General features: G+C 57.9%; 16 protein-coding genes and 9 pseudogenes. 14 read left to right on the forward strand and 11 right to left on the reverse strand.

The window, feature by feature from the left end; genetic code table 11:
• Positions 1-26: 26 nt before the first annotated feature.
• From FS819_RS26260 to FS819_RS26280, 5 genes and pseudogenes are all read right to left on the reverse strand, one after another.
• Positions 27-497 (reverse strand): hypothetical protein, encoded by a 471-nt coding sequence (locus tag FS819_RS26260; protein WP_156551291.1) that lies wholly within the window; start codon positions 495-497, stop codon positions 27-29.
• A 99-nt stretch (positions 498-596) separates the two neighbouring features.
• A pseudogene (locus FS819_RS26265) lies at positions 597-872 on the reverse strand (Tn3 family transposase); the annotation flags it as partial.
• A gap of 139 nt (positions 873-1,011) precedes the next feature.
• Positions 1,012-1,746: an IS21-like element helper ATPase IstB gene (gene istB, locus FS819_RS26270; protein WP_156551621.1), complete on the reverse strand. Its 735-nt coding sequence runs from the start codon at positions 1,744-1,746 to the stop codon at positions 1,012-1,014.
• Positions 1,679-3,245: pseudogene (gene istA / locus FS819_RS26275) on the reverse strand (IS21 family transposase). Before istA (FS819_RS26275) ends, istB (FS819_RS26270) begins: the two are co-directional and overlap by 68 nt.
• Positions 3,246-3,346: 101 nt before the next feature.
• Positions 3,347-6,052, reverse strand: a pseudogene (locus tag FS819_RS26280) (Tn3 family transposase); the annotation flags it as partial.
• A gap of 144 nt (positions 6,053-6,196) precedes the next feature.
• Between FS819_RS26280 and FS819_RS26285 the strand changes: the two are divergent.
• Complete coding sequence (locus FS819_RS26285) at positions 6,197-6,769, forward strand: recombinase family protein (RefSeq protein WP_156551614.1); 573 nt, start codon at positions 6,197-6,199, stop codon at positions 6,767-6,769.
• Between the two features lie 7 nt (positions 6,770-6,776).
• Positions 6,777-7,547, forward strand: coding sequence for a hypothetical protein (locus FS819_RS26290; protein WP_156551615.1), 771 nt, complete (start codon positions 6,777-6,779; stop codon positions 7,545-7,547).
• Positions 7,548-7,603: 56 nt separating this feature from the next.
• Here FS819_RS26290 and FS819_RS26295 read toward each other — a convergent pair whose 3' ends face one another.
• The 3 genes from FS819_RS26295 to FS819_RS26305 all read right to left on the reverse strand — a co-directional run bounded on the left by FS819_RS26295 (position 7,604) and on the right by FS819_RS26305 (position 9,778).
• A complete protein-coding gene (locus FS819_RS26295; protein WP_156551616.1) occupies positions 7,604-8,110 on the reverse strand; it encodes a GNAT family N-acetyltransferase in 507 nt (168 codons plus the stop codon).
• 8 nt (positions 8,111-8,118) lie between these two features.
• On the reverse strand, positions 8,119-8,376 hold the full coding sequence (locus FS819_RS26300; protein WP_156551617.1) for a YjhX family toxin: 258 nt from the start codon (positions 8,374-8,376) through the stop codon (positions 8,119-8,121).
• 346 nt (positions 8,377-8,722) lie between these two features.
• Positions 8,723-9,778 carry a tyrosine-type recombinase/integrase gene (locus FS819_RS26305; protein WP_492437105.1) on the reverse strand — a complete coding sequence of 352 codons (1,056 nt, stop codon included), beginning with the start codon at positions 9,776-9,778 and terminating at the stop codon, positions 8,723-8,725.
• A 124-nt stretch (positions 9,779-9,902) separates the two neighbouring features.
• Here FS819_RS26305 and FS819_RS26310 point away from each other — a divergent pair, with 124 nt between their 5' ends.
• The 4 genes from FS819_RS26310 (at position 9,903) to FS819_RS26325 (ending at position 13,017) form a co-directional block, all read left to right on the forward strand.
• Positions 9,903-10,856, forward strand: a complete 954-nt coding sequence (locus tag FS819_RS26310) for a DUF1403 family protein (RefSeq protein ID WP_197434251.1) — start codon at positions 9,903-9,905, stop codon at positions 10,854-10,856.
• A gap of 2 nt (positions 10,857-10,858) precedes the next feature.
• Positions 10,859-11,557: an SMC-Scp complex subunit ScpB gene (gene scpB / locus FS819_RS26315; protein WP_156551574.1), complete on the forward strand. Its 699-nt coding sequence runs from the start codon at positions 10,859-10,861 to the stop codon at positions 11,555-11,557.
• A gap of 285 nt (positions 11,558-11,842) precedes the next feature.
• Positions 11,843-12,457, forward strand: a complete 615-nt coding sequence (locus FS819_RS26320) for a LysE family translocator (RefSeq protein ID WP_156551570.1) — start codon at positions 11,843-11,845, stop codon at positions 12,455-12,457.
• Between the two features lie 140 nt (positions 12,458-12,597).
• Positions 12,598-13,017 (forward strand): NUDIX hydrolase, encoded by a 420-nt coding sequence (locus tag FS819_RS26325; RefSeq protein ID WP_322192782.1) that lies wholly within the window; start codon positions 12,598-12,600, stop codon positions 13,015-13,017.
• A 64-nt stretch (positions 13,018-13,081) separates the two neighbouring features.
• On the opposite strand, the gene FS819_RS26330 is transcribed toward FS819_RS26325, so the two are convergent.
• The gene (locus FS819_RS26330) at positions 13,082-13,777 is read right to left on the reverse strand and encodes a hypothetical protein (RefSeq protein ID WP_234625142.1); all 696 of its coding nucleotides are present in this window, start codon (positions 13,775-13,777) and stop codon (positions 13,082-13,084) included.
• A 594-nt stretch (positions 13,778-14,371) separates the two neighbouring features.
• On the opposite strand from FS819_RS26330, the gene istA (FS819_RS26335) reads away from it, so the two are divergent.
• The 6 genes and pseudogenes from istA (FS819_RS26335) (at position 14,372) to FS819_RS26360 (ending at position 20,205) form a co-directional block, all read left to right on the forward strand.
• Positions 14,372-15,895 (forward strand): IS21 family transposase, encoded by a 1,524-nt coding sequence (gene istA, locus FS819_RS26335; protein ID WP_156551572.1) that lies wholly within the window; start codon positions 14,372-14,374, stop codon positions 15,893-15,895.
• Positions 15,885-16,532: pseudogene (gene istB, locus FS819_RS26340) on the forward strand (IS21-like element helper ATPase IstB); the annotation flags it as partial. The gene istA (FS819_RS26335) and the pseudogene istB (FS819_RS26340), both read left to right, overlap by 11 nt.
• Entirely contained in the window at positions 16,465-17,049 is a 585-nt protein-coding gene (locus FS819_RS26345) for a DUF5372 family protein (RefSeq protein ID WP_409050160.1), read from the forward strand. The pseudogene istB (FS819_RS26340) and the gene FS819_RS26345, both read left to right, overlap by 68 nt.
• Positions 17,043-19,148 (forward strand): recombinase family protein, encoded by a 2,106-nt coding sequence (locus FS819_RS26350; protein WP_060716681.1) that lies wholly within the window; start codon positions 17,043-17,045, stop codon positions 19,146-19,148. The genes FS819_RS26345 and FS819_RS26350 overlap by 7 nt, the downstream gene beginning before the upstream one ends.
• Position 19,149: 1 nt before the next feature.
• Positions 19,150-19,308: pseudogene (locus FS819_RS26355) on the forward strand (ATP-binding protein); the annotation flags it as partial.
• A gap of 283 nt (positions 19,309-19,591) precedes the next feature.
• Positions 19,592-20,205 (forward strand): annotated as a pseudogene (locus tag FS819_RS26360) (LysE family translocator).
• A gap of 273 nt (positions 20,206-20,478) precedes the next feature.
• Here FS819_RS26360 and FS819_RS26365 read toward each other — a convergent pair.
• Positions 20,479-21,871: pseudogene (locus FS819_RS26365) on the reverse strand (IS1182 family transposase).
• A gap of 63 nt (positions 21,872-21,934) precedes the next feature.
• Here FS819_RS26365 and FS819_RS26370 point away from each other — a divergent pair.
• Positions 21,935-22,693 carry a hypothetical protein gene (locus FS819_RS26370; RefSeq protein ID WP_071205905.1) on the forward strand — a complete coding sequence of 253 codons (759 nt, stop codon included), beginning with the start codon at positions 21,935-21,937 and terminating at the stop codon, positions 22,691-22,693.
• Between the two features lie 182 nt (positions 22,694-22,875).
• Positions 22,876-23,941, forward strand: a pseudogene (locus tag FS819_RS26375) (IS5 family transposase).
• A 140-nt stretch (positions 23,942-24,081) separates the two neighbouring features.
• Here the strand turns inward: FS819_RS26375 and FS819_RS26380 are convergent.
• A pseudogene (locus FS819_RS26380) lies at positions 24,082-24,216 on the reverse strand (DUF2867 domain-containing protein); the annotation flags it as partial.
• Positions 24,217-24,244: the final 28 nt, after the last annotated feature.

Genomic DNA, 24,244 nt, shown 5'->3' on the forward strand with positions numbered 1-24,244 from the left:
GGACTGCTAGGAGCTGTTGTGCTCGACTAGTAGAAGAGCAGGTTGGACTTTGCCCAAAGCCACTGCATCTGTTCCGTGGTCCCTGCCAGAACCGACACGATCCCGGCGAACAAGGTCTTGAAATAGTAGCCCATGTAGCCTGCAAAGATGGACGCGCGCATGCCAATCGGGCCGTCCTGGTTGTCCTGAAACTGAAGACAAAGGCCAAAGATACTCAGGGCGAGGCAAATAAGCTGGATAAACACCAGTCCCGCCAGCAGGCCAGAATTGTAGCTTGGATCTTGGGAAAGGAGATACGTGTTGTAGAGCCCAGCGACGCCAAAGGCGACCCCGCCTGCCCCAATCAGGAAGCTTCGCAGATCCCAGGCTCTTACAACTACCGAGACAGAGGCCTTCTCAATCGGATAGAAAACAACGTCGAACCAATGATCGACGGTGTGAACCCATCCCCCGACCAGATCCCAGCACCGCCAAGCCCATTCCTTTAACCGCTCCATCACAACCTCATCACATTACCCCGATTGCTGGTTGAAGCATGAGGCCGTAGCGTTGGAAGTACACTAAACAACGGCAAGGGCGAACGACGGGAGAACATCCTATGCGGCACGCATGCCCCTCGGCAGGATGAGGGATTTCCGCGCCTTAGCTTGCGCGGCTCGATCCCATAGGAAATCGCCCGAGAACGCAATGTGCTCCCAGCCCACCGGAGACGTGTGCGCCATGAGATCGTCGGTCACGGCATTTCCGGCTGAGCGCAGATGTGTAAGGGCATCTGCCATGTAAGTCGAATTCCAATAGACGATTGCGGCAATGACGAGATTGAGGCCGGATGCCCGATACTGTTGGGCCTCGTGGCTACGATCGACGATCCGCCTGTCAATCGGCTCGGAATGTTGACCCCTTATCGGCGTCCAATCTTCACCCCCCTGTAGCCGATCAGCGCTTGGCCTGCCCGGCGCTGGCCGGGGTTGCAGAGGGTAGGCCAAGTGCGGGTGATGTCGTTCTTCGTCTTTAGCTTTGAGAGCGGTTCTTGAAGCGCCAGGATTCGTTTCCGGTCTCGACGATCTCGCAATGATGGGTCAGGCGGTCGAGGAGCGCCGTCGTCATCTTGGCATCGCCGAACACTGTCGGCCATTCACCGAAGGCGAGGTTCGTGGTGACGATGATCGAGGTGCGCTCGTAGAGCCTGCTGATGAGGTGGAACAGGAGTTGGCCTCCGGCCTGAGCGAAGGGCAGATAGCCGAGTTCATCGAGGATGATGAAGTCCAGGCGATTGAGGTAGTCGGCCGTTCGTCCCTGCTTTCCGCTGCGCGTTTCCGTTTCCAGGCGGTTGACCAGATCGACGACATTGAAGAAGCGACCACGCGTTCCGTTGCGGATCAAGGCACGGGCAATCGCAATGGCCAGGTGGCTCTTTCCTGTTCCCGTGCCGCCGACGAGAACGATGTTACGTTGGTCGGCGACGAAGGTGCCGGCGGCCAGCTCCCGGACCAGGGGTTCATTGACGGGTGTATCGGCGAAGTCGAAGTCGTCGATGTCCTTGGCCAGAGGCAGCTTGGCGATGCTGAGCTGGTAGCGAATGGACCGGGCCTGCTTCTCGGCGATCTCCGACTGCAGGAGGTCACCGACAATGCGCGGCGGTTCGTGCTGTCGCTTGATGCCGTTGCCCATGACCTCGTCATAAGCGCTGCGCATTCCGTAGAGCTTCAGCGTGCTCATCAGTTCGAGAACCTGTGTGCGTTCCATCAGCTTGCCCTCCTGAGCCTGTCATAGCGGGCGCAGTCGGCGACCGGCTCATGGGTCAATCGAAGCGCATCGGGGGTTTGAAGAGTTGCCGCTGGAGCCGGATCACGACTGCGGGCCAGAATGTTGATGATCACCGAAGCAGAGCAAACGCCGTGATCCAGTGCCTCTTGGCAGGCCGCATCGACAGCCGTCAGACCATCGGTCGGAACGCAGGCAAGGATGGTAACCATTTGCCGATCACCGGCATGGACTGACTTCAGGCGCTTGCGGACCTTCTCCATCGCCGCTGGCAGTGCCCAGTCCCTGAACGGTGCACCATTGCGCAGAGCTCCGGGTTTGCGAGCCAGAACAGGCACATAATGCCAAGGATTGTAGGCTGTCTCGCCCCGGCCAAAACAACGCTGATGCTCTCCGACATTGACCCCGTCCTGCCGGATAACGATCCGGTCGGCATAGGCATGCACCTCGACGGGGCGGCCGACGGCAGTCGAGAGAACTGAGTATTTGTTGTTGTCGAAACGGACCGTGCAGGTCTTTGACACCGAGGCCGGGACGCTGTGGAAGCCGTCGAACGGCCCGACGTAATGCACGAGGCTGCCGCGCTCCTCCTCGAACACCTGCCAGATCATTCGCTCGGTCTGCTCGGGATGACGGTGCGCCCTGGCATAGGCGATGCATTTGTCGAGTAGCCAGACATTCAGCTCATCCAGGCTTTTGACCCGTAGGCGCGGGGTGAAGAAGCGTTCACGCACCAGACCGACCTGGTTCTCGACTTGCCCTTTCTCCCATCCGGATGCCGGCGTGCAGGCAACAGGTTGAACCAGATAGTGGCTGCACATCTGCAGGAAACGGCGGTTATATTGCCGTTCCTTGCCGACGAACACAGTCTCGACCGCGGTCTTCATGTTGTCGTAAATGCCGCGCGTGCAGGTGCCTCGGAAGAAGTCGAAGGCCTTGTCGTGCGCATCGAACACCATCTCCTGGCTCTCGCGCATATAGGCTCGGGCAAACATCATCCGGCTGTGGCAGAGCCGGACATGCGCTACCTTCACAGTCGTCGTCACCCCGTTGATCAGAATGATCTCGTGACTCCAGTCGAACTGGTAGGCCTCGCCTGGCGCGTAATAGAGCGGAACGTAGGCCTCAGCTGTGACAGCTCCCCGGCTCCTCGACCAGCCTTTTGCATAGCGCCGGATCGCATCGTAGCTGCCGTCATAACCAAGACCCCGAAGCTCCTCGTAAATCCGGATCAGAGTCAGTTGCTCCCGAGAAGGCTTGCCCTCGTTGGCGGCCAGAAAGCGTTCGATCTCAGCCTTCCAGATGCCGGTCTTCGGTAATGGTTGCCGTTCTCGCTCATAAGAGAAGTCGGTCTCATTGGACCGCAATATCTTGCGGACCGTGTTGCGCGAGACATGCAGCTCCCGGACGATCTTCTTCACCGACCAGCCCTGCACATGGAAGGCTCGACGAACACGCGCAATCGTATCCACTCGCTTCAACTCCTCCTCCATCCGTCGTCAAAAAACGGATGGTCAGACGAAACATGAAGGGGGTCAAAATTGGACGCCGATCACCCCGCCAGAGGGGTCAATATTCCACGCCGAAACACAATCCGCCCCTGTCGGAATGTGCAGATAGCCTGTGTGAGGGCATGGCGCTGCTCGCTTTTGTTGAGGCCCGCCTGGCAACGACGGCGCAGGGCAGGATTTTCCAGCCAGTCGAGCATAAACAAGGTGCGTTCGATCTTGCCAATTTCCTGCAGGGCGACATCAAGCTGGTTCTGCCGCTCGTAGGCCGCCAGTTTCCGCAGCATGGTTGACGGGGCGACGTGGCCCGCCTTCAGGGAGGCTACGAGCCGCAAGACATCACCCCAATGCTCCCGGATGGTTTCGGCGCGAACGCGTTTCCCGAGAAGTGGGATCAGATCGGGATAACTGGCAAGCGGTTCGATTGGGACAAGTCGCCGATCCGGAAAATCCCGTAATCGTGGGCAAAATCGGAATCCGAGCATCGCGCAGAGCGCAAAGACGTGATCTGTGGCGCCACCCGTATCGGTGTAATGCTCAGTGATATTGAGATCTGTACCGTGGTGCAGGAGCCCATCAAGGACATAAGGAGCTTCGTGGGTGGCGGCCGAGATGACCTTGACGTGATACGGACCGTGCTGATTGGAAACATGGGTGTAGAAACTGAAGCCGGGATCGACGCCATAGCGGACGTTCACGTCGCCACCGGCACGGAGGCGTTTTCCACCCCGAAAGAACTGGCCATCCGAACTTGAAGTCGTTCCCTCTCCCCAGACCGACGAAATCGGCAGGGCGTGATGGGCGTTGATGATGGCCGACAGCCCAGCGCCGTAGGTATCTTCTCGGATATAGGCGTCCTTAGCCCAGATGAGCTGGTCGCGCGTGACGCCCTGGCTGGCATTGGCCATGCGCGACAGCCCCAGATTCGTTGCGTCCGCCAAGATCGCCGCCAGAAGAGCGCTTTCATTCGGGCATGTTCCACCGGTCCTCAGATTGGTGAATGCGCCGAGGAAGCCAGTGTGCTCGGCAACCTCATTGAGCAATTCGGTGATACGAATTCTCGGCATCATGGCGTCGAGTTGATTGGCCAGCGCTTCGCCTTCGCTGGAAACACCGGCCTTGACGGGTGTAATGCTCAGACGGTTACCATCGAAGCTGACGCCTTCGAGCTGGTTTTTCATCAGTCGTTTCGAGAACCGCTTCAACCGCCAATCGAGTTCCCGGCCGCGTTGCTCCAGCCAGTCGTCAGCGGATGTCGGAAGATCCAATTCTGCGATGATCGGGGCAGCTGCCGACGCTGGCAGAAGATAACTATCGAACTGACGATAGGCGGATGAGCGCTCAACCCATATATCTCCCGATCTGAGCTTGTTGCGCAGATGGGCCAATGTCGCCACTTCGTAGAGCCGCCGGTTGATCTTGCGGTCGGAGCCCATCACCAGTTTCTGCCATTCTTTCTTGAACGGCAACGGTACATCTGGCGGCAGGTCGCGCTTCCCGGACCTGTTAAGATCGGCCAGCAGACGTATTGCGGCAAGTGTGCGCGTATTTCCACGCCCCGCCTTAAACTCAAGTGCCTCGATCAATGCGGGCGCAAACTTCCTGAGCGTCGTGTAACGATCCGCCGCAAGGATAAGCGGGTCCTGATCGGCGGTTTCGGCGATCGCCTCGACTTCATGGCGCACGCGCAGCAATGTTGCCCATCCCACGGAGGTATCAATAGCTTCCAGAGGATCGGAATCGCTTTCGATGGCATTGGCCAGGGCGTCGATCGTGCCGCGGAACAACCGCATCAAACGGGAAACGTCCTTCGACGTCGCGACATATCGGCGGGCCTGCGAATTCTTCGCGCGGGTGAACATCGAGCCGATCAGCTTGTCTGCCATATCGATTGCGGCGTCGGTCAGGCGTTCCTCGATATCGATCAAGAACGCGACCACGGTGGCGCGCCGTCTCGAGGGAGCATAGCGCTCGATCATATACGCTGGTGACATCCGCGCTTCGCGGACGAACTGCAGATACCGATCCGGATGTAGGGTCGAACCGGTTTGTGCTGGAATGCCTATCTTTCGCACGAACATCAATCGGTCGATGATTTCCCGAACGTTATCCGGCTTTGACACGACCGGAATTGCCTTCAGCCAGGCAAGAGGTGATGTGCCGGTCGCCGGGTCGGCGATGGACAGTTTATCGAGCATCTCCACTTGAGCGGGCTTCAAGCCTGACATGAGGGTCTGTGTCGCAAGCTTGCGAGCCCGCGCCCTACCGGCAATTCCGGCACGTTCGATCGTGGCAGGCGCCGGCAGCACGATCTTTGCTTGGCGAAGTGCTTCGACGATACCCTTGGCGATCGGCATACCCTTGTCGGTCGCCCATGCAGAGGACGCGGCAGCTTCGATCATCATCGGAATATCGGATCGAGCAGCCGGACGCATTCCTAGCGCAAGAGCCAGCTCGCGGGCATGATCCGTCATGGTCTGGCCCCGCAAACCGTAATCCGACAAAGTTTGTACAGGGATGCCGATCTGCTCCGCGATGAAGATGATCAGATCATCTGTAAGGGCGCCACTATCGAGCATTTGCGCCATTGTCATGCCGGGATACCGCAGCAATGCCAGTTGCAGCGCAACGCCGAGGCGATTGTGATCCTCCCGGCGTTGGCGGATCAGATCGATCTCCACCGGCTCGAAGGTATAAAGCCGGACGAGGTCGTCCCGGTTCTCCGGAATGTTTAGAAGCTGCTTTCGTTCGCCATCATTCAGAAGCTCATGTTTACGCATCTGGATCACACCTTTCTGTCCACAAAAGGCCCATTCAATCTATGGACAGAGCGGAGTAAAGAGACGTATTCTGTGGACGGGTTTCCAAGGGCCAGCTGGTCCGTTCGTGATCGTCCACAGAACGACCGTTTCGGGGACAGTATTATGGCAGGCATTCTCGGCTACGCCCGCGTTTCGACTGGCGATCAGGATGTAGCCGGCCAAACGATGCGTCTGAAGGAGGCCGGTGCCATCAAGGTGTTCACAGACATCAAGTCAGGCAAAACCATGGATAGGCCGGGTCTGGTGGAACTACTCGATTATGCTCGTGCGGGCGACACACTTGCGATCGTGCGCCTGGATCGGCTTGGCCGGTCACTGGCGGAATTGCTCGAAACCGTAAAGATGCTCCGCGAGCGGCAGATCGACCTGCTGAGCCTTGAGGAGAAGATCGACACGTCTTCGGCCGCTGGCGAACTGATCTTTCATGTCTTCGGCGCCATTGCTCATTTCGAGCGTCGGCTGATCTCGGAGCGAACGAAGGACGGGATCGCGGCCGCGCGGGCAAAAGGGAAGCTACCCGGTAGGCAGCCCCTCGACATCAAAAGGGTCGAGGCGGCAATCAAACTCATTGAAGCAAAAATATCTCCGGCGGAAGCAGCCCGGCAGCTTGGACTTGGACGCTCCACTGTCTATCGGGAAATGCGCCGCCTGGGTGTCAGGCGCTCCGAGCAATAGGTTTCTTATGATACGCAACTCCCTACAAGGCAATGTCCCGAAAAACGCGATACGGTCCGATGCAGAGAAAGCGCGCATTTGCGCCGCCAATAATGCAGACCTGTATCAGGCGGTCTTTCATTCCCATGGACTGCCCGATCAGCGAAACAATGCGTTTTGGTCAAGCGACGCGATCGCACCTCCATACTATTCCAACATGACGACACTCAACCCAGATGCAACAGAGGAACAACTGGTTGAAATCGGTCGGCTGACAGATCGGCTAGGACGGCGACCTGGCTTGAAAGACGGCTTTTCCAAGCTCGAACTCGGCGACAAAGGGTTCCAATTGTTGTTTTCCGCATCATGGATTTGGGCTGAACCTCATGGAATTTCAGCGTCTGCGCCTCAAGAATGGGCACGCATTCGCGATGCGGCGGCGCTGGATTGCTGGGAACATTCCTGGAAAGAGTCTGGTAGCCCGACCGATGCCAATGTCTTCACACCGGCCCTGCTTTCCGATCCGGACATGCATATATATGGCCGGTCGGCCGGCGGCGGCTTTGATGCAGGCTGCATAGTAAATCGATCGCCCGAGGCTGTAGGGATATCCAACATCTTTAGCTTGACTGGTACGCCGCAGGCCTTCCGGGATGCCGTTTCGCTGGCCGCTGTCGCCTTTTCACCCGATCTGCCGCTTGTCGGATATGACAGTGGTGCAGCGCTGGACGAAATGACAAAGTTGGGGTTCAAGTCAGTCGGGCAATTGCGGATTTGGCTATCTGACAATGGTTCCTAAGTAAGCCTGCGGTGGAGACCGTGGCGGCAATGGCCGCCACGGAAGCCCTCGCTACGCTACTGCGCAGAGAATGCTTCGTGATAATGGATTGAACCCGATATTGAGGAGCCATCCAAAGATAGCTTCATGAAATATTCCGGCGGAGCGCCTTTAAATTTGACGGCGGGGTCATTTTCGAATCCGAACCGGCGGTAGTAGTTGGGATCGCCAAGGACGACGCACCCTTTGGCTCCAATTCTCCGGATGTGTTCTAGACCTTCTCGGATGAGTGCCACGCCCACTCCCTTTCCCTGGAATTCCGGACTGACTGCGACTGGTCCAAGACCCATCCAGCCCGTTTCATATTGAGCCGCCTTTACTGGTGAGAAGGCACAATGTCCGATGATTTTGCCATCGATAACTGCAACCAACGATAAGTTGAGAGCATTGGCAGAACGAAGTGCGTCAATAATCGCGCTTTCGGTGCCATCGCTATGTTCCGCCATGCTAAATGCATGCTCCGTCACCTTTCGTATCTGTCCAATGTCCATTGGGCTTTCGGCCCTGATGGTAAACGTAAACATGATCTGTCCTATCGATTGTCTTGTTGTGAGCGAACTGAACGGCGACCCTTCTCAGAAATCTGGTAGGGGTTTGAAGCTCGTGAAGAAATAAGGCGCTTGCGGCGCAACTTGAGAAACACATCTAGTGTGCAGTCGGCCAGGACGTGGCCGTTCCGTGTAAAGCAGAGGATCTCGATAATTCGGCCATTATCAGACCGATGATGGCGGATGAATCCGCCTTGGGCGAGCACGTGTAAGACACGTTGCTCCAGTCGCGAGATGTTCATGAAAGTAGCCTGTGAAATGAACAACACCCATGCGTCTTGTACTGCACGATAAGTTACCGTGCAGGCGACGCTTACGTGTCTCGACAATTCGAGACGTTTAGCGGGTGGTCACAAGCTCCAACATCTACAATTCCCTATCCAGCATTGCTGATGGAAAGGGAATAAACTTTGACGCCGATGAGGTCAAGGGAACGGGTCGTTGGCGATGGCAGCACACTGACAGGCCGATGGACTCGAATCGAGGGCGGGACGCAAAAATGACACAGACGATCCTCGCCTTAGGTAACGTTCCTAGGCATCTTTCTCTATCTGTTCTCAGAAAGCGTTGTTTAGCGGGAAACTAACGCTACGCCCTCATGTAGCGTTCGTCGACTTCGGCGGAGGAGGCGAGACCGGCGCGAAGCGAATGGCCGGAGAATTTGAAGGCGCGTTCAATCTCGCTGAGATCGCCGCGAACCCCGGCAGCCATGGCGGTCCGCTTCACCAGCCTTGCCACTTCCTTATCGTTCAAGCGGTCCGGACCAATGGACTTGCCTTGTCCTGTGACGCGGCGGAAGAGGGGGCCATGGGCAAGTCTGGCAAAGGTGATCCAGGTTTCCACAGCCACCACCGGGCAGGTAGCATCGGAGGAGCCACGGCCGATCTCGACCTCGCGCCAGCCGGTCTTGCCGCGCAGGGTGACGAGCATGCCCTTGTCGAATATTTCGATCCAGCCTTGTCCGTCTTCAGTCTGGTCAGCCTTGATGTCGAGCCCGACAATCTCGGATCGCCGCAGGCCACCGGCATAGCCGATCAGCAGCATGGCGCGATCCCGCAAACCTCTGAGGTTTCCCCGATCGAGTGTCTCGATCATGGCGATGATATCCTCGGCCAGCACCGCTTCCTTCTGCACGGGTGGGCGTGCGTGGCTGTTGCGAATACCGGCCATCACGGTGGCGATATGCCGATCCTTGCGATCGAGCATCAACCCGCGCTGCGCATAGTTCCAAGACAATGACGAGAGGCGCCGTTCGATCGTCGAGACGGAGTTGGCCTTGGCACCCCTTTCTGCTGAGCCCGAAGCGCAGGCCGTGATGTAGAGCCCCACGGTTTGGGGGGCCGGGGGGAGGGGAGCCAGGTTCGATCGCCGGCACCACGCCGAAAAATGCTTCCAGTCGCAGGCATAGGCCTTGCGGGTATTTGCAGAACTTGCCGCCTCCACATAGTCACGGGCGCGGCTCGCCAGGCTGGCGAGATGCGTTGGCATCTGCTCGTCGGTGGAGGAGAGGGGAGGGGCCTGCATCGAGGTGTCGGCGGCCGACACCTGCGAGGTGGAAACATCACCCCCAGCCGCCGTGCCGAGCGACGGCGCAGGGCTCTCCTGGAGGGGAATGTCGCTGTTCTGCTCGATGAGCTGGGCCATTTCATTATAATGACAAAAATGTCCGATAATGCAAGATTATCATTCATTTTTTCAAACAGACAGGACGTGCAGTTTTGCGCGAATTTACTGGCCTAAACTGCGCATCTGATTTATGTTTTGCGGCATGGATTCGCTCACGCACGCCGCTCCAACGACGTCGACATGGTCTCACCGCTTGCCGGGCTGGACACGGCAGCATGGCCGTGACATCAGCGAAGCGGACGCCGCCTTTGCCGCCGGTATCGCGCTGAAATCGCTTGACGATCTGATCCGTGCCGACCCGCCATGGCTCGGCTGCTGGCGCGATCGACTTGCGCTTAAATCGGCCGCCGTCGCTGCCCAAATGCTCGGCCGCAGCGAGGAAGAGACTGCCATCCGTGACGCGGTTTTGCTGACCTCTGCAGGCGACGATCCAGGGCCGGCTGGGAAACTGTTTCTGGCCACACGATTGCTGGCGCGCCGATCCGGTACATTCGCGACACCCTTCGTTAGTGAAGTCACCGCGCTTCTGGGGATGACGTGGAACGACAGCCTTGCGTCGATCCCCGAGATCGTCGATTCTGCAAATCAGTCCGGGCGAGCAGCACCCTTCGCGGTGGCGGACCTGATAACGGCGATCTCTGCCGTTCGCCCGGACGCCGAGGTGTTGGCGCTCGGTCTGGGCGACGTCATCCTGGCGCGCCAGCTGAATTGGCCGAAACCGGTGCCCCTACTGTTGCCTGAGCGCTTTGGCCCCGCCTTCCGCACCATCGGTGGCCGCGGTCGCGTGCGGCCGGGGGAGCTGGCTTATCCGAAAGCGATGTGCCTGGCACTTGTCGACGGCGTTGAGGCTGCGCTCCGCTCCGCCGGTGAGGTCGATCGCCGCGCCGCGCGGTTGTTCGCCGTAGCATCAAAGGTGCGAACAAAAGGCGCCGAACCGGTGGTCCGCAGGTTGCTCACCGAAGATGCGATTCCAGCCTCCGCGCCCGACTCAAAACTGTCGCGCTGGGCGGCAAACCGGCTGTTTGAGCGGCTCGAAAGTTTTGAGGCGGTACGAGAACTCTCCGGCCGCTCTTCTTTCCGGATCTTTGGGTTGTGACGATGGCCGGATCAGCTGCAGCCAAACAATCCCGCAAGAATAGGACGAACGTCGCAAGCGAAAGCTTGTTTGATCGGGAGCTGGAAGACCTGCCGCCCGAGTTACGCTGGCGGGAATGGATGCTGCGGATCGAGGCGGTGATCTTTGCCTCGGCCGAGCCTGTCAGCCGCGAGACGCTGGCGCGTGTGGTCGGAACGGATTGCAGCATTGATCTGCTGATCGACGATCTCGTCGAAGAGCTGCGGGATCGGCCCTACGAGCTGGTGTCCGTGGCTGGCGGCTGGCAGCACCGAACGCGTTCGCGTTACGCAGCCGCGATCCGGGCGTCAGCTGCTCCAACGCGCGGCGCGGCAACGATGTTGTCGGAGTTCGAGGCGATGGTGCTAATGGCGGTGGGATATTTCCAGCCGGTCACCCGCGGCGAACTGTCGAAGATTTTTGGCAAGGAAGTCAGCCGCGACGTCATCGGTAATTTGCGGAGTGCTGGTTTCATCGGTTCAGGGCCGCGCAGCCCGACGCCGGGCGCGCCCTATACTTATGTGACGACGCTACACTTTCTTTCCGCCTTCGGCATGCAGACACTGCGTGACCTGCCGAACATCGAGGCACTCGAGGATGCCGGACTATTGAGCAGATATGCCATAAAAAATGCGGTCGAAACGACAAACGGAGAAGAGGATGAGGACGAACATGTATTGTGACAGTTCAACACCGCCGATCCGAAGCGGGGGTAGGATATTGCGACGGCCGGGTCTATGAGGCAAACCGGGAGGCACTGGACAAGTGCATCGCGGATATGTTCAAGGCCCACAAGGAACAGCGTTGCGCGCTCACATTGCCCGTCGTGCAGAGTTCGAGCCGATAGCAGGGATCATGACTACAGGCACGATGCGCCTTGGTCCGGAATTTTGCTTCCTTCCCTTTCGCATGAAAGAAAACTGCGTATCCTGAAAGCCCGGAAGCAATCATAACTTTCGAGAGGTTCCATGGATATTTCGACCTTACTCGCCTTCGCAGCGGCCTTCTTCATGTTCGCCGCCAGTCCCGGCCCTGACAATATGACGATCGTCGCGCGCACGATCTCGCACGGCGCGGTTTCTGGCATCGCCTATGGGGCGGGGACGGTCGTCGGCATCCTGTTCTTCCTGATGCTGGCCGCTTTCGGTCTTTCCGTCATTGCCGCCGAAATGGGCGTCGTGATGATGATCCTGCGCTATCCCGGTGCGGTCTATCTGGTCTGGATGGGCATCAAGCTCTGGACGGCCGAGCCTGTCGTGCCCGAGCTGCAACCTGTTTCCGAGCGGCGCGGACTGCTGGCGGTTTTCGCGACTGGTATCGCGCTCAACCTCGGTAACCCGAAAATGCCGCTGTTCTATGTGGCGCTGTTGCCGAACGTAGTCGGCTCGTCCCTCACCCCCGGCCACATCGCGGCGCTGGCCGCCGTCATTCTCGCGGTCGAGGTCGTCGTGATCGGCGGGCATGTCATCCTTGCCGGCCGCGCCCGTAGCCTGCTCCGGACACCAACCGTTGTTCGCCGCGTGAACCGGACAGTCGGGGGTGTCATGGTCGGCGCCGGCGTGGCAGTCGTGGCGGCGCGATAAATAGCAAATCGGCTAAAGCTTGCTAGGTTGTTTGTCGCGGGTTTTGGCTTTGCGACAGTCGCATTGAGCTAATTGCAGCTTGTGACGCTATTCTATATTTCTCGCGCATGACAACGTGGCGACCTGCACCCAGAATCCGTTTGAAATCGCTCGGTCTCCACTGGCGTGGTAACAGGCTTCTTGCTGCCGAGGTTCTGGATGACGCCGGACGAGTGAAGGGTGTGCGCCCCCTTGGCGGCACGGTCGAATTCGGTGAGACGGCAGAGGCGGCGGTTGTCCGCGAGTTTCGCGAGGAACTCGGGATCACGGTCGAGACGCTCGGCCCTCCTGTTTTTATGGAGAATATCTATACCCATGAAGGCAGTCTCGGACATGAGATTCTAGCGATCTTCAATGTGTCGTTTCCTGCTGATGTCTTTGCCCACGAGAAGCGTATCGAGTTCAAAGAGGGTGATGGCACCAAGTGCTTTGCAGAGTGGTTTGCGCTCGACACACTGGACTTGCCTGACCGGCCTCAGCTCTACCCGGCAGGGCTGAAAGCGCATCTACTGAAGGCTTGATGAGCGTCCGCTCTGTTGTTCTGCACAGCGGATCGTCTGTTGCAGAAATCCTGATTTTTGTTGATCAAGGATTAGCGAGTGTAGAGGTGAATTCCCTGAATTTGCGGACATCGAACCGGAAGGGGTTGCTTATCCTCTCTTTCCGATCTGGCAAGGCTTCCGGAAGGCTCCACGCTACACGACCGCCCAACGCGGTCTCTAACGCCTGATACCAGCGAATGAGGGTGGGCTGTAGACGAACATGTAGGTCAAAGCGGTCGCGTGACCGCGTTGTGTCGCCATCTCTCTGTTGGCGTGCAACATCAGGATCAATGATCTTCACAAGGTATAGATCAGCAAAACCCAACTTCCGATCTGCGATCGCCTGTTCCGTGCTCGCAAGTTGAAGCTGCCATTGCGTTTCTGAAGCCTCACCAATCTGCCAGAGTGACCATAAAAAATGAAGCTTCAGCGGGTCCGTATCGCATACAGCTTGGCCTTCGCTCTTTTCAATCTCGACTGCATCGCCCCATCGCTTTGCGTTCCAGTTTGTCCAGTATTGTGCGGCTTGCTGCCCTTCGGACGGCTGCCGGTGCCTATCACCAGGAAAGGTCTCGGGCACAAGCCGTTCCGGCGCATGTCGCCGGCACCATGTTGTTTTTCCGGCAGCGCTGATGCCTTCAACTACGATAATCACAATCAGCTCCAAAATTCGCAAAAGTCGGAGTTTCACGAAGGCGATTTTTGCTGCAAATGTTAGAGGATCTTCACGACGACCCATCGGAAGATCCGGCTCGCCAGGGCACGATTCTGACCGGAAACATGTCCTCGCCGTAATGATGGAGCCGAGTGTGATGCCGTCGGCATAACCAACGGACTTTTAGAGGGTCATCATACTGGTCATGGTGAGCGTCCACGGTCTCGACACTGGCGGGTGTCGGTTTTCAGCATTGCCTCGTCCTGCTGTATGAGCTTCGGTTAGAAACCATATCACGACTTCGCTTCATTTAGCCTTCAGCACGACGTCGTCGCAAGTGGCGGACAGAGCGTGTCAAAAGTCCGTCGATAGGTGATTATCAGCGCCGCCCGCGTGAGGTTAGGTGTGATGCCGCCAGCATATTGTGGGCTATGGCTCAATGGGAAATGGTGCTGACGACCAGATTGAGGCCATATGAGCGGAAGGCCTGTCTCTCGGAGGTTGGGTCACGAATCTCGCCGCGTTCCGCTGATAGAATTGTTAATTGCAAAAACTATCCCGTCTTTTGTTGGTTTCCACGCAGAACTGAGCCGGTTAGGCGCATAATTTCCATTGAGAATTGAGCCATGTGAACCTTCCCCCAACGCGGAGAGCGACGGGGGCAACGGAGTGATCCACATGGGACTTTTAAACATCATCCGTCGGATGGCACTGCGTGAGAAGCTGTCGGTGCGCGAGATCAGCCGGCGCACCGGGCTGTCACGTAACACGATTGCAAAGTATCTGAGCGCGGGTACGATCGAGCCGACGTTCACGGTACCGGAACGACCGAGCAAGCTTGATCCGTTCGCCGACAAACTCTCTGCCTGGCTGAAGACCGAGGCCGGAAGGTCACGCAAACAGCGCCGAACGCTGAAGCAACTTCATGCCGATCTGACGGTTCTGGGCTTTACCGGCTCCTATGGCCGTGTCGCCGCCTTCGCCCGTGAGTGGCGGCGGGTTGAGCAGACGACGGCGGGCCGCGGCATATTCGTTCCGCTATCATTCCGGCCAGGCGAAGCATTCCAATTTGATTGGAGCGAGGATTATGCGGTGATCGGCGGCGAGCGCACGAAGCTTCAGGTGGCGCACATCAAGCTATCGCACAGTCGGGCGTTTCTGGTCAGGGCCTACCTGCTGCAAACGCACGAGATGCTCTTCGACGCCCATTGGCACGGGTTCCGCGTGTTCGGCGGTGTGCCTGGTCGCGGCATTTACGACAACATGAAGACCGCGGTCGATCGTGTTGGCCGCGGCAAGGAACGACAAGTCAACGTCCGCTTCCAGGCAATGACGAACCACTACGTCTTTGCGCCCGAGTTCTGCAATCCCGCCGCGGGATGGGAGAAGGGCCAGGTGGAGAAGAACGTCCAGGATTCTCGTCCCCGCCTATGGCAACAAATGCCCGACTTTCCGGATTTGGCAACGTTGAACCTCTGGCTGGAGCAGCATTGCCAGGACCTGTGGCAGGAGACAGCGCACGGCACCTTGCCCGGCACGATCGCGGATGTTTGGGCTGATGAGCGGGCAGCATTGATGGCGCTCCCCGCTATGTTTGACGGCTTCGTCGAGCAGAGCAAGCGCGTCTCCCCCACCTGCCTGATCACCTTCGAGCGGAACCGCTACAGCGCACCTGCGTCTTTTGCGAACCGACCCGTCAGCCTGCGGATTTATCCCGAGCGGCTGGTCGTCGCGGCCGAGGGCAATATCCTCTGCGAACATCCGCGGGTGATCGAGCGCAGTCACGACAAACCGCCGCGAACGATTTACGACTGGCGACATTACCTTGCGGTCATCCAACGCAAACCCGGTGCTCTGCGCAATGGCGCACCCTTCCTGGAATTGCCGCCCGCCTTACGCAAATTGCAGGACCAGATGCTTCGCCGCCCCGGCGGCGATCGTGAGATGGTCGACATTCTCGCACTCGTTCTTCATCACGATGAGCAGATCGTTGTCAGGGCTGTGGAACTGGCTCTGGATCAAGGCGTCGCGACCAAGACGAATGTGCTGAACCTGCTGCATCGCCTGATTGACGGCAAAACCACTGACGGTCCTGACATAGACACGCCACAGGCACTGACCTTGCTGCGTGAACCCAAGGCCAATGTAGAACGCTACGATGGTTTGCGGGTCCGGATCGTAGGAGGTCGTCATGCGTCATGATCCTGCCAGCGCCGCTGTCGTCATCATGCTGCGTAGCCTGAAGATGTATGGCATGGCCCAAGCGGTCACGGACCTCATCGAGCAAGGAGCCCCAGCGTTCGATGCGGCCGTGCCGATCCTGTCCCAACTGCTGAAAGCCGAAATGGCCGAACGCGAGGTCCGCTCCATCGCCTATCATATGAAGGCTGCCCGCTTCCCCGCCTACAAAGACATCTCCGGATACAACTTCGCCGCCAGCGAAATCAACGAAGCAACGGTGCGCCAACTGCACCGATGCGAGTTCATCGACGGAGCGCAGAATGTCGTGCTCGTCGGCGGACCGGGTACAGGCAAAACACATGTCGCGACCGCCCTCGGTGTCCAGGCGATTGAGCATCATCGCCGAAAGGTCCGCTTCTTCTCGACCATCGAATTGGTCAATGCGCTCGAGCAGGAGAAGGCCAAAGGCAAGGCAGGCCAGATCGCGGAGACCTTGGTTCGCCTCGACCTGCTGATCCTCGATGAGCTCGGATACCTTCCGTTCAGTGCCTCAGGCGGAGCGCTGCTGTTCCACCTGCTGAGCAAGCTCTATGAGCGCACCAGTGTCATCATTACCACCAACCTCAGCTTCAGCGAGTGGGCAACCGTCTTCGGCGAGCCAAGCATCGCAGACTGCCGCTATTATCGACGGGGTGGTGCATTATGTAACCATCATTGACCCGCGCCACGGCCTTGCGGGTCAGCGTCTTGAGCTGGTGTCAGTCCAATCCGGACGCGGGCTGGCATTTGTTGTTGTGCGATTACCTGACGGACGCCGCCGTTCCATTCGCCGGTCGGTCACCGACCTTGTAACCGCTTCGCCTGACGCGCGGAGCGAGTTGGAGTCGGCGCCTCGCATCAGCGTTCGAACCCTGCTCACATTGATGCGCCATTTAGACAGCATGGTAACCTCCCGTTCCAAGGAGGTGATTCGCGATGACCGTGCAATCGAATCCGTACCGGTATCGTGTAGCGTCTCAGTCCCTCGTAAAGCTTCTGACCCCCAATACGACACTCCCGCATCCGTGGCCCGATCTGCCGCCAGAAACGCAGAAACAAATCGCTCAAAAGTTTGCACCCCTGTTGATGCGGATGCGGTCGATCCGCTCGTCGGCAAAGGTGGATCGACATGCTGAGAGCGACGAATAGCCCGGACGAGCGTATCACTGCCGAGCATCGCGGCAAGCTCGCCTACATTTATGTCCGCCAGTCTTCTGTAAATCAGGTGCGGCATCATCAGGAAAGCACGCAGCTTCAGTATCGTCTCGTCGAGCGTGCCGTCGGCCTTGGCTGGCCACATGAACGCGTGCACGTCATAGATGACGATCTGGGCAAATCCGGTTCGGGCAGCGTTGAGCGAGAGGGCTTCAAGAAGTTGATCGCGGAGATCGGGCTGGGCAATGCTGGGCTTGTCATCAGCCTCGACGCCTCCCGGCTCGCCCGCAACAATCGTGATTGGCATCAACTCCTTGATCTGTGCGCATTGTTCGGCGTTATTATCGCCGACGGAGAACGGCTCTACGACCCTTGCGCTTACCACGACCGCCTGTTGCTCGGCCTATCTGGCATCATGAGCGAAGCGGAGCTGCACCAGATCAGGCAGCGCCTTCATCAGGGTGAGCGCCAGAAAGCGGCACGCGGCGAATTGCGGCTTTGCCTTCCTGCTGGATTGGCTCATGACCGCTCGGGCCAGATCACTCTCAATCCCGACGAGGAAGTGCAGGCAAGGCTCGACCTCGTCTTCGGCAAGTTCCGCGAATTAGGAAGCGCGCGGGCTGTGATGCGCTATCTGCGAAAGGAGAATTTGCCGCTACCAATACGCCCGCTGCGTGGTCCGGCGCCGCACGAAGTCGTGTGGCAAGAGGCCACCAACCCACGCGTGCTCAGCATTCTCCATAATCCCGGCTATGCTGGAGCCTATGTCTATGGTCGGCGGCGGCAAACTGGCGGGCGCATTCGTCAGGACGTGTATCGGCCGCGGACGGCCAAGGTGCCCATCGAAGACTGGGAGGTCTGTTTGCAAGCTGCCCATCCTGGTTACATCGGCTGGGAGGAGTTCATGGACAACCAACGACGACTGGAGAACAACATCAACCACTACGAAGCCGGCCATACGGGAGCGCCACGCAAGGGCGCCGCACTGCTGCAGGGCATCGCTGTTTGCGGGCGGTGCGGTCGGCGGATGAGTTTGCGCTATAGCGGCCCTGCAGGGAACTATCCCGTTTACACATGCCGTGCCGATCGCGGTCACGACGGAGGGCCGTTATGTCAGGAGGTACGCGCTCTGCCCGTCGACGCACGCATCGAAGGCATTCTACTCGAGGCTCTGGCCCCGGACAGGATCGCTATTGCCATCGCCGCACTGGGTCAGATCGAAGAGGAAGCACACCAGCTTGAGCGTCAATGGGCATTGCGGCGTGAACGGGCGCGCTACGAGGCGGAAAGAGCCCGACGCCAATACGACGCAGTCGAACCCGAGAACCGCCTGGTGGCCCGGTCGCTGGAGCGAGCATGGGAAGAGAAGCTACGTGCAGCCGAGGCCATCGAGCAGGACTATGAACGGTGGCGCTCCGACGAGCCCCTCGTCCTGAGCGAGGCAGATCGCGACGGGTTACTGGCGCTCGGGGAGAACCTGCCTGGCATTTGGCGTGCCCCATCGACCACGGCGGCCGAGCGAAAGAGCATCCTGCGCCTCATCATCTGCGAGGTCGTTCTCGACCAGAAACGGCTGCAAGGACAGGTCTGGATCAAGATCCTGTGGCAAACGGGAGCGACAAGCGAGCACTCTGTCCAAAGGCACGTTCATACCTATGGCGACTATATCGATGTCGATAAATTACGAGCGCGCGTGGCGGAGCTGAACGCTGCTGGCAAAATGGATAAGGAAATCGCCTCATCGCTAAACTCGGAAGGCTTTCTTGCGGCACGGAATTGCGCCTTCAAGGGTGAGAATGTCTGGCTCTTGCGCAGGCGTTGGGGCATTCCAACCGTCAAAATCAACGGCACGAGCTCCAATCCCGTCAGGTGGCCGGACGGAACCTACTCCGTTCAAGGGGCAGCCGCGGCCTTGGGCATCACACCACAGGTCATCTTCGATTATCTCGCCCGCGGATGGCTCAAGGGACACCAACACGCCAAGGGCCAGCCATGGCAGATCGAATTGACGCAGGACCAGATCGACATCCTGCGCGCTCGCGCTCAACGCAATAGACGATCGAGGAAACAGGCATCATGAAATCATTGGTGACGCCAAGATGACGACCGCTCTACTCGATCGTTTGACCCATCGTTGCCATATCCTGGAAACCGGGAACGACAGCTTCCGCTTCAAAGCCAGCTCGGCCGCAGCAGCACACAAGAGAGGAGAAAAAGCCAATCCCTTGACCAAAGCCTGATCAGAAAACCATATTCAGAGGTGGCTCACTTCTCGGTGGAAAAACCGGCTCAGTTCCGCGTGGAAACCAACAATAGGCGGTTTCAACGATATGACGGCGTTTTTCGGCAGCGTCGGCGCGCAGTGGCATGGCAAAACCTAAGTGATACAGATCAGTATCACTTGCGCAGAACCTGAGCATTGGTCAATGTGCGATCGCGAGGATTTCGCTCCTACCCACTTCCGCATGGGGAAAAACCGCGTATTCTGAAAGCCCGTAAGCAATCAAGACTTTCGGGGGTTCCATGGATATTTCGACCTTATTCGCGTTCCAGCGGCCTTCTTCGTGTTTGCCGCCAGTCCCGGCCCGGACAATATGACGATCGTCGCTCGTACGATTTCACAAGGCGCGGCCTCTGGCATTGCCTACGGGGCAGGAACTGTCGTCGGCATCCTGCTTTTCCTGGCGCTGGCCGCGTTCGGCCTCTCGATCATTGCCGCCGAAATGGGGATCGTCATGGCAATCCTGCGCTATGTCGGCGCGGCCTGTCTGATCTGGATGGGCATCAAGCTTTGGACGGTCGAACCTACCGTGCCAGAGCTGCAACCTGTTTCCGAGCGGCGTGGACTACTGGCGGTCTTCGCGACCGGTATTGCCCTCAACCTCGGCAATCCGAAAATGCCGCTGTTCTACGTGGCGCTGCTACCGAACGTGGTCGGCTCGTCCCTGGCCCCCGGCGACATCGGGGCTCTGGCGGCTGTCATCCTCGCTGTCGAGATAGTTGTAATCGGAGGGCATGTTACCCTCGCCGGCAGAGCTCGCAAGCTTCTCCGGACGCCAACCGTAGTCCGCCGCGTGAACCGGACAGCCGGGGGAGTCATGGTAGGTGTTGGCGTTGCGGTTGTAGCGTCGAGGTAGACCGACAAATTGTCGCAAAAGTTGGTCGCAAAACTCAGACTTCTACGTCTGAGTTTTGCGACAGAAATTTCCCTTAAAATTCAGGGGCCGTCGATCTGTCGCAAATGTTCGGCAGACCGTCCCAAAACTCTGCGGATAGCTAATTATCTGTACCTGTTGGCGCGGGGCGCTATGGAACGCAAAATCTCATAATCTCGATCCCGAGAGAGGAATGCGAAGCGTTTCCCCGGTATGTCGGACTTTCTGAGTTCAAAATTGACGAATATCGGCCCCTCACGCCGGAACAGCGGCGATGAGGCCGGGAACGCCGACGAGAGTGATGGCTCTTCTAATATTATAGGCATCATAAAAGCACCGTGGCACATCCATTGCTTTATCGTTGGGAATGGATGCTCGACGCTTTCACGTCGCCGGTCGAGAACGTTAGGTCTCGCCGTCAAGCGTGCCGCCATGCGATCAAGGACGGCCTCGTTCTCAAGTCGGGAGACGCGGCGATAGGGGTTGTTCGTGCAGCGTGGCTTTAGGGCGCAGCCCTTGCAAGCGTCCCTGTTGCAATAGTCGAACTTCACGTTCTCGCGTGACTTGCTCTCGTAGCGTGGGTAGAGAACCTGCTCGGCCGGGCAGATATAGACATCCTTGTGCGGGTCGTAGCGGAACGCCTCCTTGGTGAAGAAGCCCTCGCGTGCGGCCGGTCCGCGGATCGGCTTGGGAATATAGGCACTGATGCCGGCCTTCTCACAAGCCTCGATGTCCTCGATCTTGAAGTAGCCGCGATCGGCCACCGCCTCTATTTTGTCAACGCCGAGCGTTTCCATGGCAGCTTCGACCGTCGTCGCCAACAAACCTATGTCGAGGACCTGGTTGCACACTTCCTGTTCGACGATCAGCTTGTGCTTCACATCCACGGCAAGCTGGATATTGTAGCCGACGCCGACCTTCGTCATGCGGGCCATGGCGCGAGCTTCCGGATCTGTCACCGAGATCTGGTCCTCGCCGGTTTTGTCTAGTTCATCCAGTAGCGCCTTATGGCGATCGCGCTTGCCTTTGATGGCCGCGATCTTCTCCGCAAGTTTGCCATCGCCGCGACCAGATCCATTGCCCAGCTTCTTTTCGTCGATGTCACTTTCATCGAGCCACTTCATGTAATCGAAAAGCTTCTCGTCGGCCTCGGTGATGAACTTGGTCACTGCGCCACGGGTGAAGTTGCGATCCTTGTTGTTGACCGCTTTGATCCTCGTGCCATCGACCGCCAGAAGTTCTTTTCCGAACAAGTCGAGCTGCGGCATAGGATGACGAATTCCCGGAAGACCTGCCGGAATGCGGACCAGTTGATCCTGCGGAAGGCGGCGATGCTGCGAAAATCCGGCTTCAGGTGGCGCAGAAGCCAAATCACCTCGATGTTGCGATGAGCCTCGGCCTCCAGCCTCCGGCTCGACCGCACCCTATTGAGATAGCCGTAGATGTATATTTTAAGCAAATCCGACGGATCGTATCCAGGACGGCCGGTGTCTTTCGCCGCCACCCGCACAAACCCGGCGGCAACAAGATCCAGCCCTTCAACGAACGCCTCGATGAAGCGAACCGGGTTATCGGGACCAATATAATCCTCAACTGCTTCCGGTAGAAGCAGCATCTGCGAGCGATCAACTCCTGATAAATGTGCCATGGCAAATTCTATCATGGCCCGCTACTCTGAGGAATCCCCGATGGCGGCCTTGGAGACAATTGCGTGTTTGAAGACCAGTCATTTAGCATCAAGGTTGATCAGATCGAATGCCACGTATTCGGTATCTTTCAGCTTTCCGAGACTGTCGAGGAAACAAGGAAGGCAAGTTGGGAAGCTCTTCTCATAAAGAACCCCGCCGCCTTCGACGGAGCTTTGCTACGTATGGCGGATCATCGAATTGATGACGGCAGGTTAATTGTCGCTGCAAATAGCACGTCGTTTTCTGCCTATGTGGCAACACGTCATCCCGGATTTGGTGACAAGTATCCGCACGCGGCCCGAGCTGATCCGCTCGGAATGACTGCTGTTGTCTTGACAGCAGACGATTGTATCATCGTCACCAAGAGAAGCCTCATGGCGGATCAAAATCCTGGGGGGCTCTATTTTATCGGAGGATATGCCGAACCCTGTAAAGGCTCCGACACGGTCGATCTTTTCGAGGAAGCTGCTCGCGAGATCGCAGAGGAAATTGCTGTACTTGATCTTACCCGATCTGCATCGTTCGCAATTGGCCTCGCTTATGATCCCGTATTCTGCCACCCAGAACTATTCCTGTTGATGGTGAGCAAATCGACAGCCGCTGATGTTTTAGAAGGCGCTCAAAGTGCGCCAGATCGAAATGAGGCCGCTCAACTCCTTGCGTATCCAATGATCGACGTTCTTGATGAGGACGGGCCATTGGCAATGGCGCCTAAAACATGGAGCTTCATCAAAGCCAGAAATTTTCTTGCACAGCATTTACTGGCAAGTGATGCTATTTAGAGTTTTCGGACAGTCTGTAGGAGTTGTGTAAAACCATTCTTGCTGAAGCCGACACCTTCGCATCCAGCATTTTTTCAGGCGCTTGAGATCACGACCGACAATTAGCTGGACACCTCTAAAAACCTCCCCTTTTTTCGGGATTCGTGATTCACTTCGGCTGTGTGATTTGCAGGGAGCGGATGATGCGGGGACAGCCAGGGTTCTGGGATTTGGACGAACGTTACGAGCGGCTGAGTGCCGTTGGTGATCCTCTGGAAAAGCTCAACGCGATCATTCCCTGGCCTGTGTTCGAGAAGCCGCTCGCCAAGTCGCTGAAGCGATCTGATGGGTCGAAGGGCGGTCGCCCTGCTTTCCCGTCAGTGCTGATGTTCAAGATCCTGGTGTTGCAGGCGCTTTACAATCTCTCCGATGATCAGGCCGAGTTCGTTATCCAGGACCGATTGTCTGTCGGAGAAGGTGCCGGACGCCAAGACGATCTGGCTGTTCCGCGAAAGCCTGGTGCGCGCCGGTGCCATCGATAACCTGTTCGCACGCTTCGACAAGCACCTTTCACGTTCGGGCTATCTGGCCAAGGGCGGGCAGATCGTTGACGCGACGATCATCCAGGCTCCCAAGCAGCACAATAGCCAGGATGAGAAGGCCGCGATCAAGGCTGGTGAGGTCCCGGACGAGTGGAAGGACAAACCCGCCAAGCTCGCGCAGAAGGACCGCGACGCGCGCTGGACGGTGAAGTATTCCAAGGCCAAGCAACCGACGGAAACACCGACAACGGCCGCGACCAAGCAGCATGACATTGCCATCCCGATGTTCGGCTACAAAAATCATGCGGGGATTGATCGGGTGCACGGCTTCATCCGGGGGTGGACGGTAACGAGTGCGAGCGCCCATGACGGGGCCCAACTCCGCTATGTCGTGACAAAGGACAACACAGCCTCGACCGTCTGGGCCGATAGCGCCTATCGGTCGAAGACCAACGAGGAGTGGCTGGAAAAGAACGGACTGAAGTCGGACATTCACCAGAGGAAACCGAAGGGCCGCCCCATGCCCGAGGCTATGTCGCGGGCCAATGGCCACCGCTCGAAAGTTCGCTCCGCCGTCGAGCATGTCTTTGCCAGGCAGAAGGACAAGATGAAGCTCTTCATCCGCACCATTGGTATCAGCACGGCAAAGGTGAAGATCGGCGTGGCCAATATCGCCTACAACATGCTCCGCTATGTCTGCCTGACCGGAAAACCGCAGATGGCGTGATGCTCGTTGGCCGAAAGGCCGGAATGCAAGCCGCCAAGGCGGCAATTATCACCCAAAACTAACAGGTCGCTTGCCGAATTCACCGCCGAAATGGCTTTGTCAGCTCTTGCAACCGTCCCATGCCGGTAAATAGAGGTGTCCAGCTTATGAACAGGTCCGACCGGCAACATGTAAATGCGGCCAAAGGTATTATGCGTGACGACAGACGATGTGATTGTAAGCACCCAATCTACGATCGAAAGGCAGAGCGTCACGTCCAAGTGCCGATTGACCTCTGCACGCGTCGGAATGTCAGCGATACCA

The organism is Allorhizobium sp. Av2 (assembly GCF_021462805.2).
GTDB lineage: Bacteria > Pseudomonadota > Alphaproteobacteria > Rhizobiales > Rhizobiaceae > Allorhizobium > Allorhizobium vitis_G.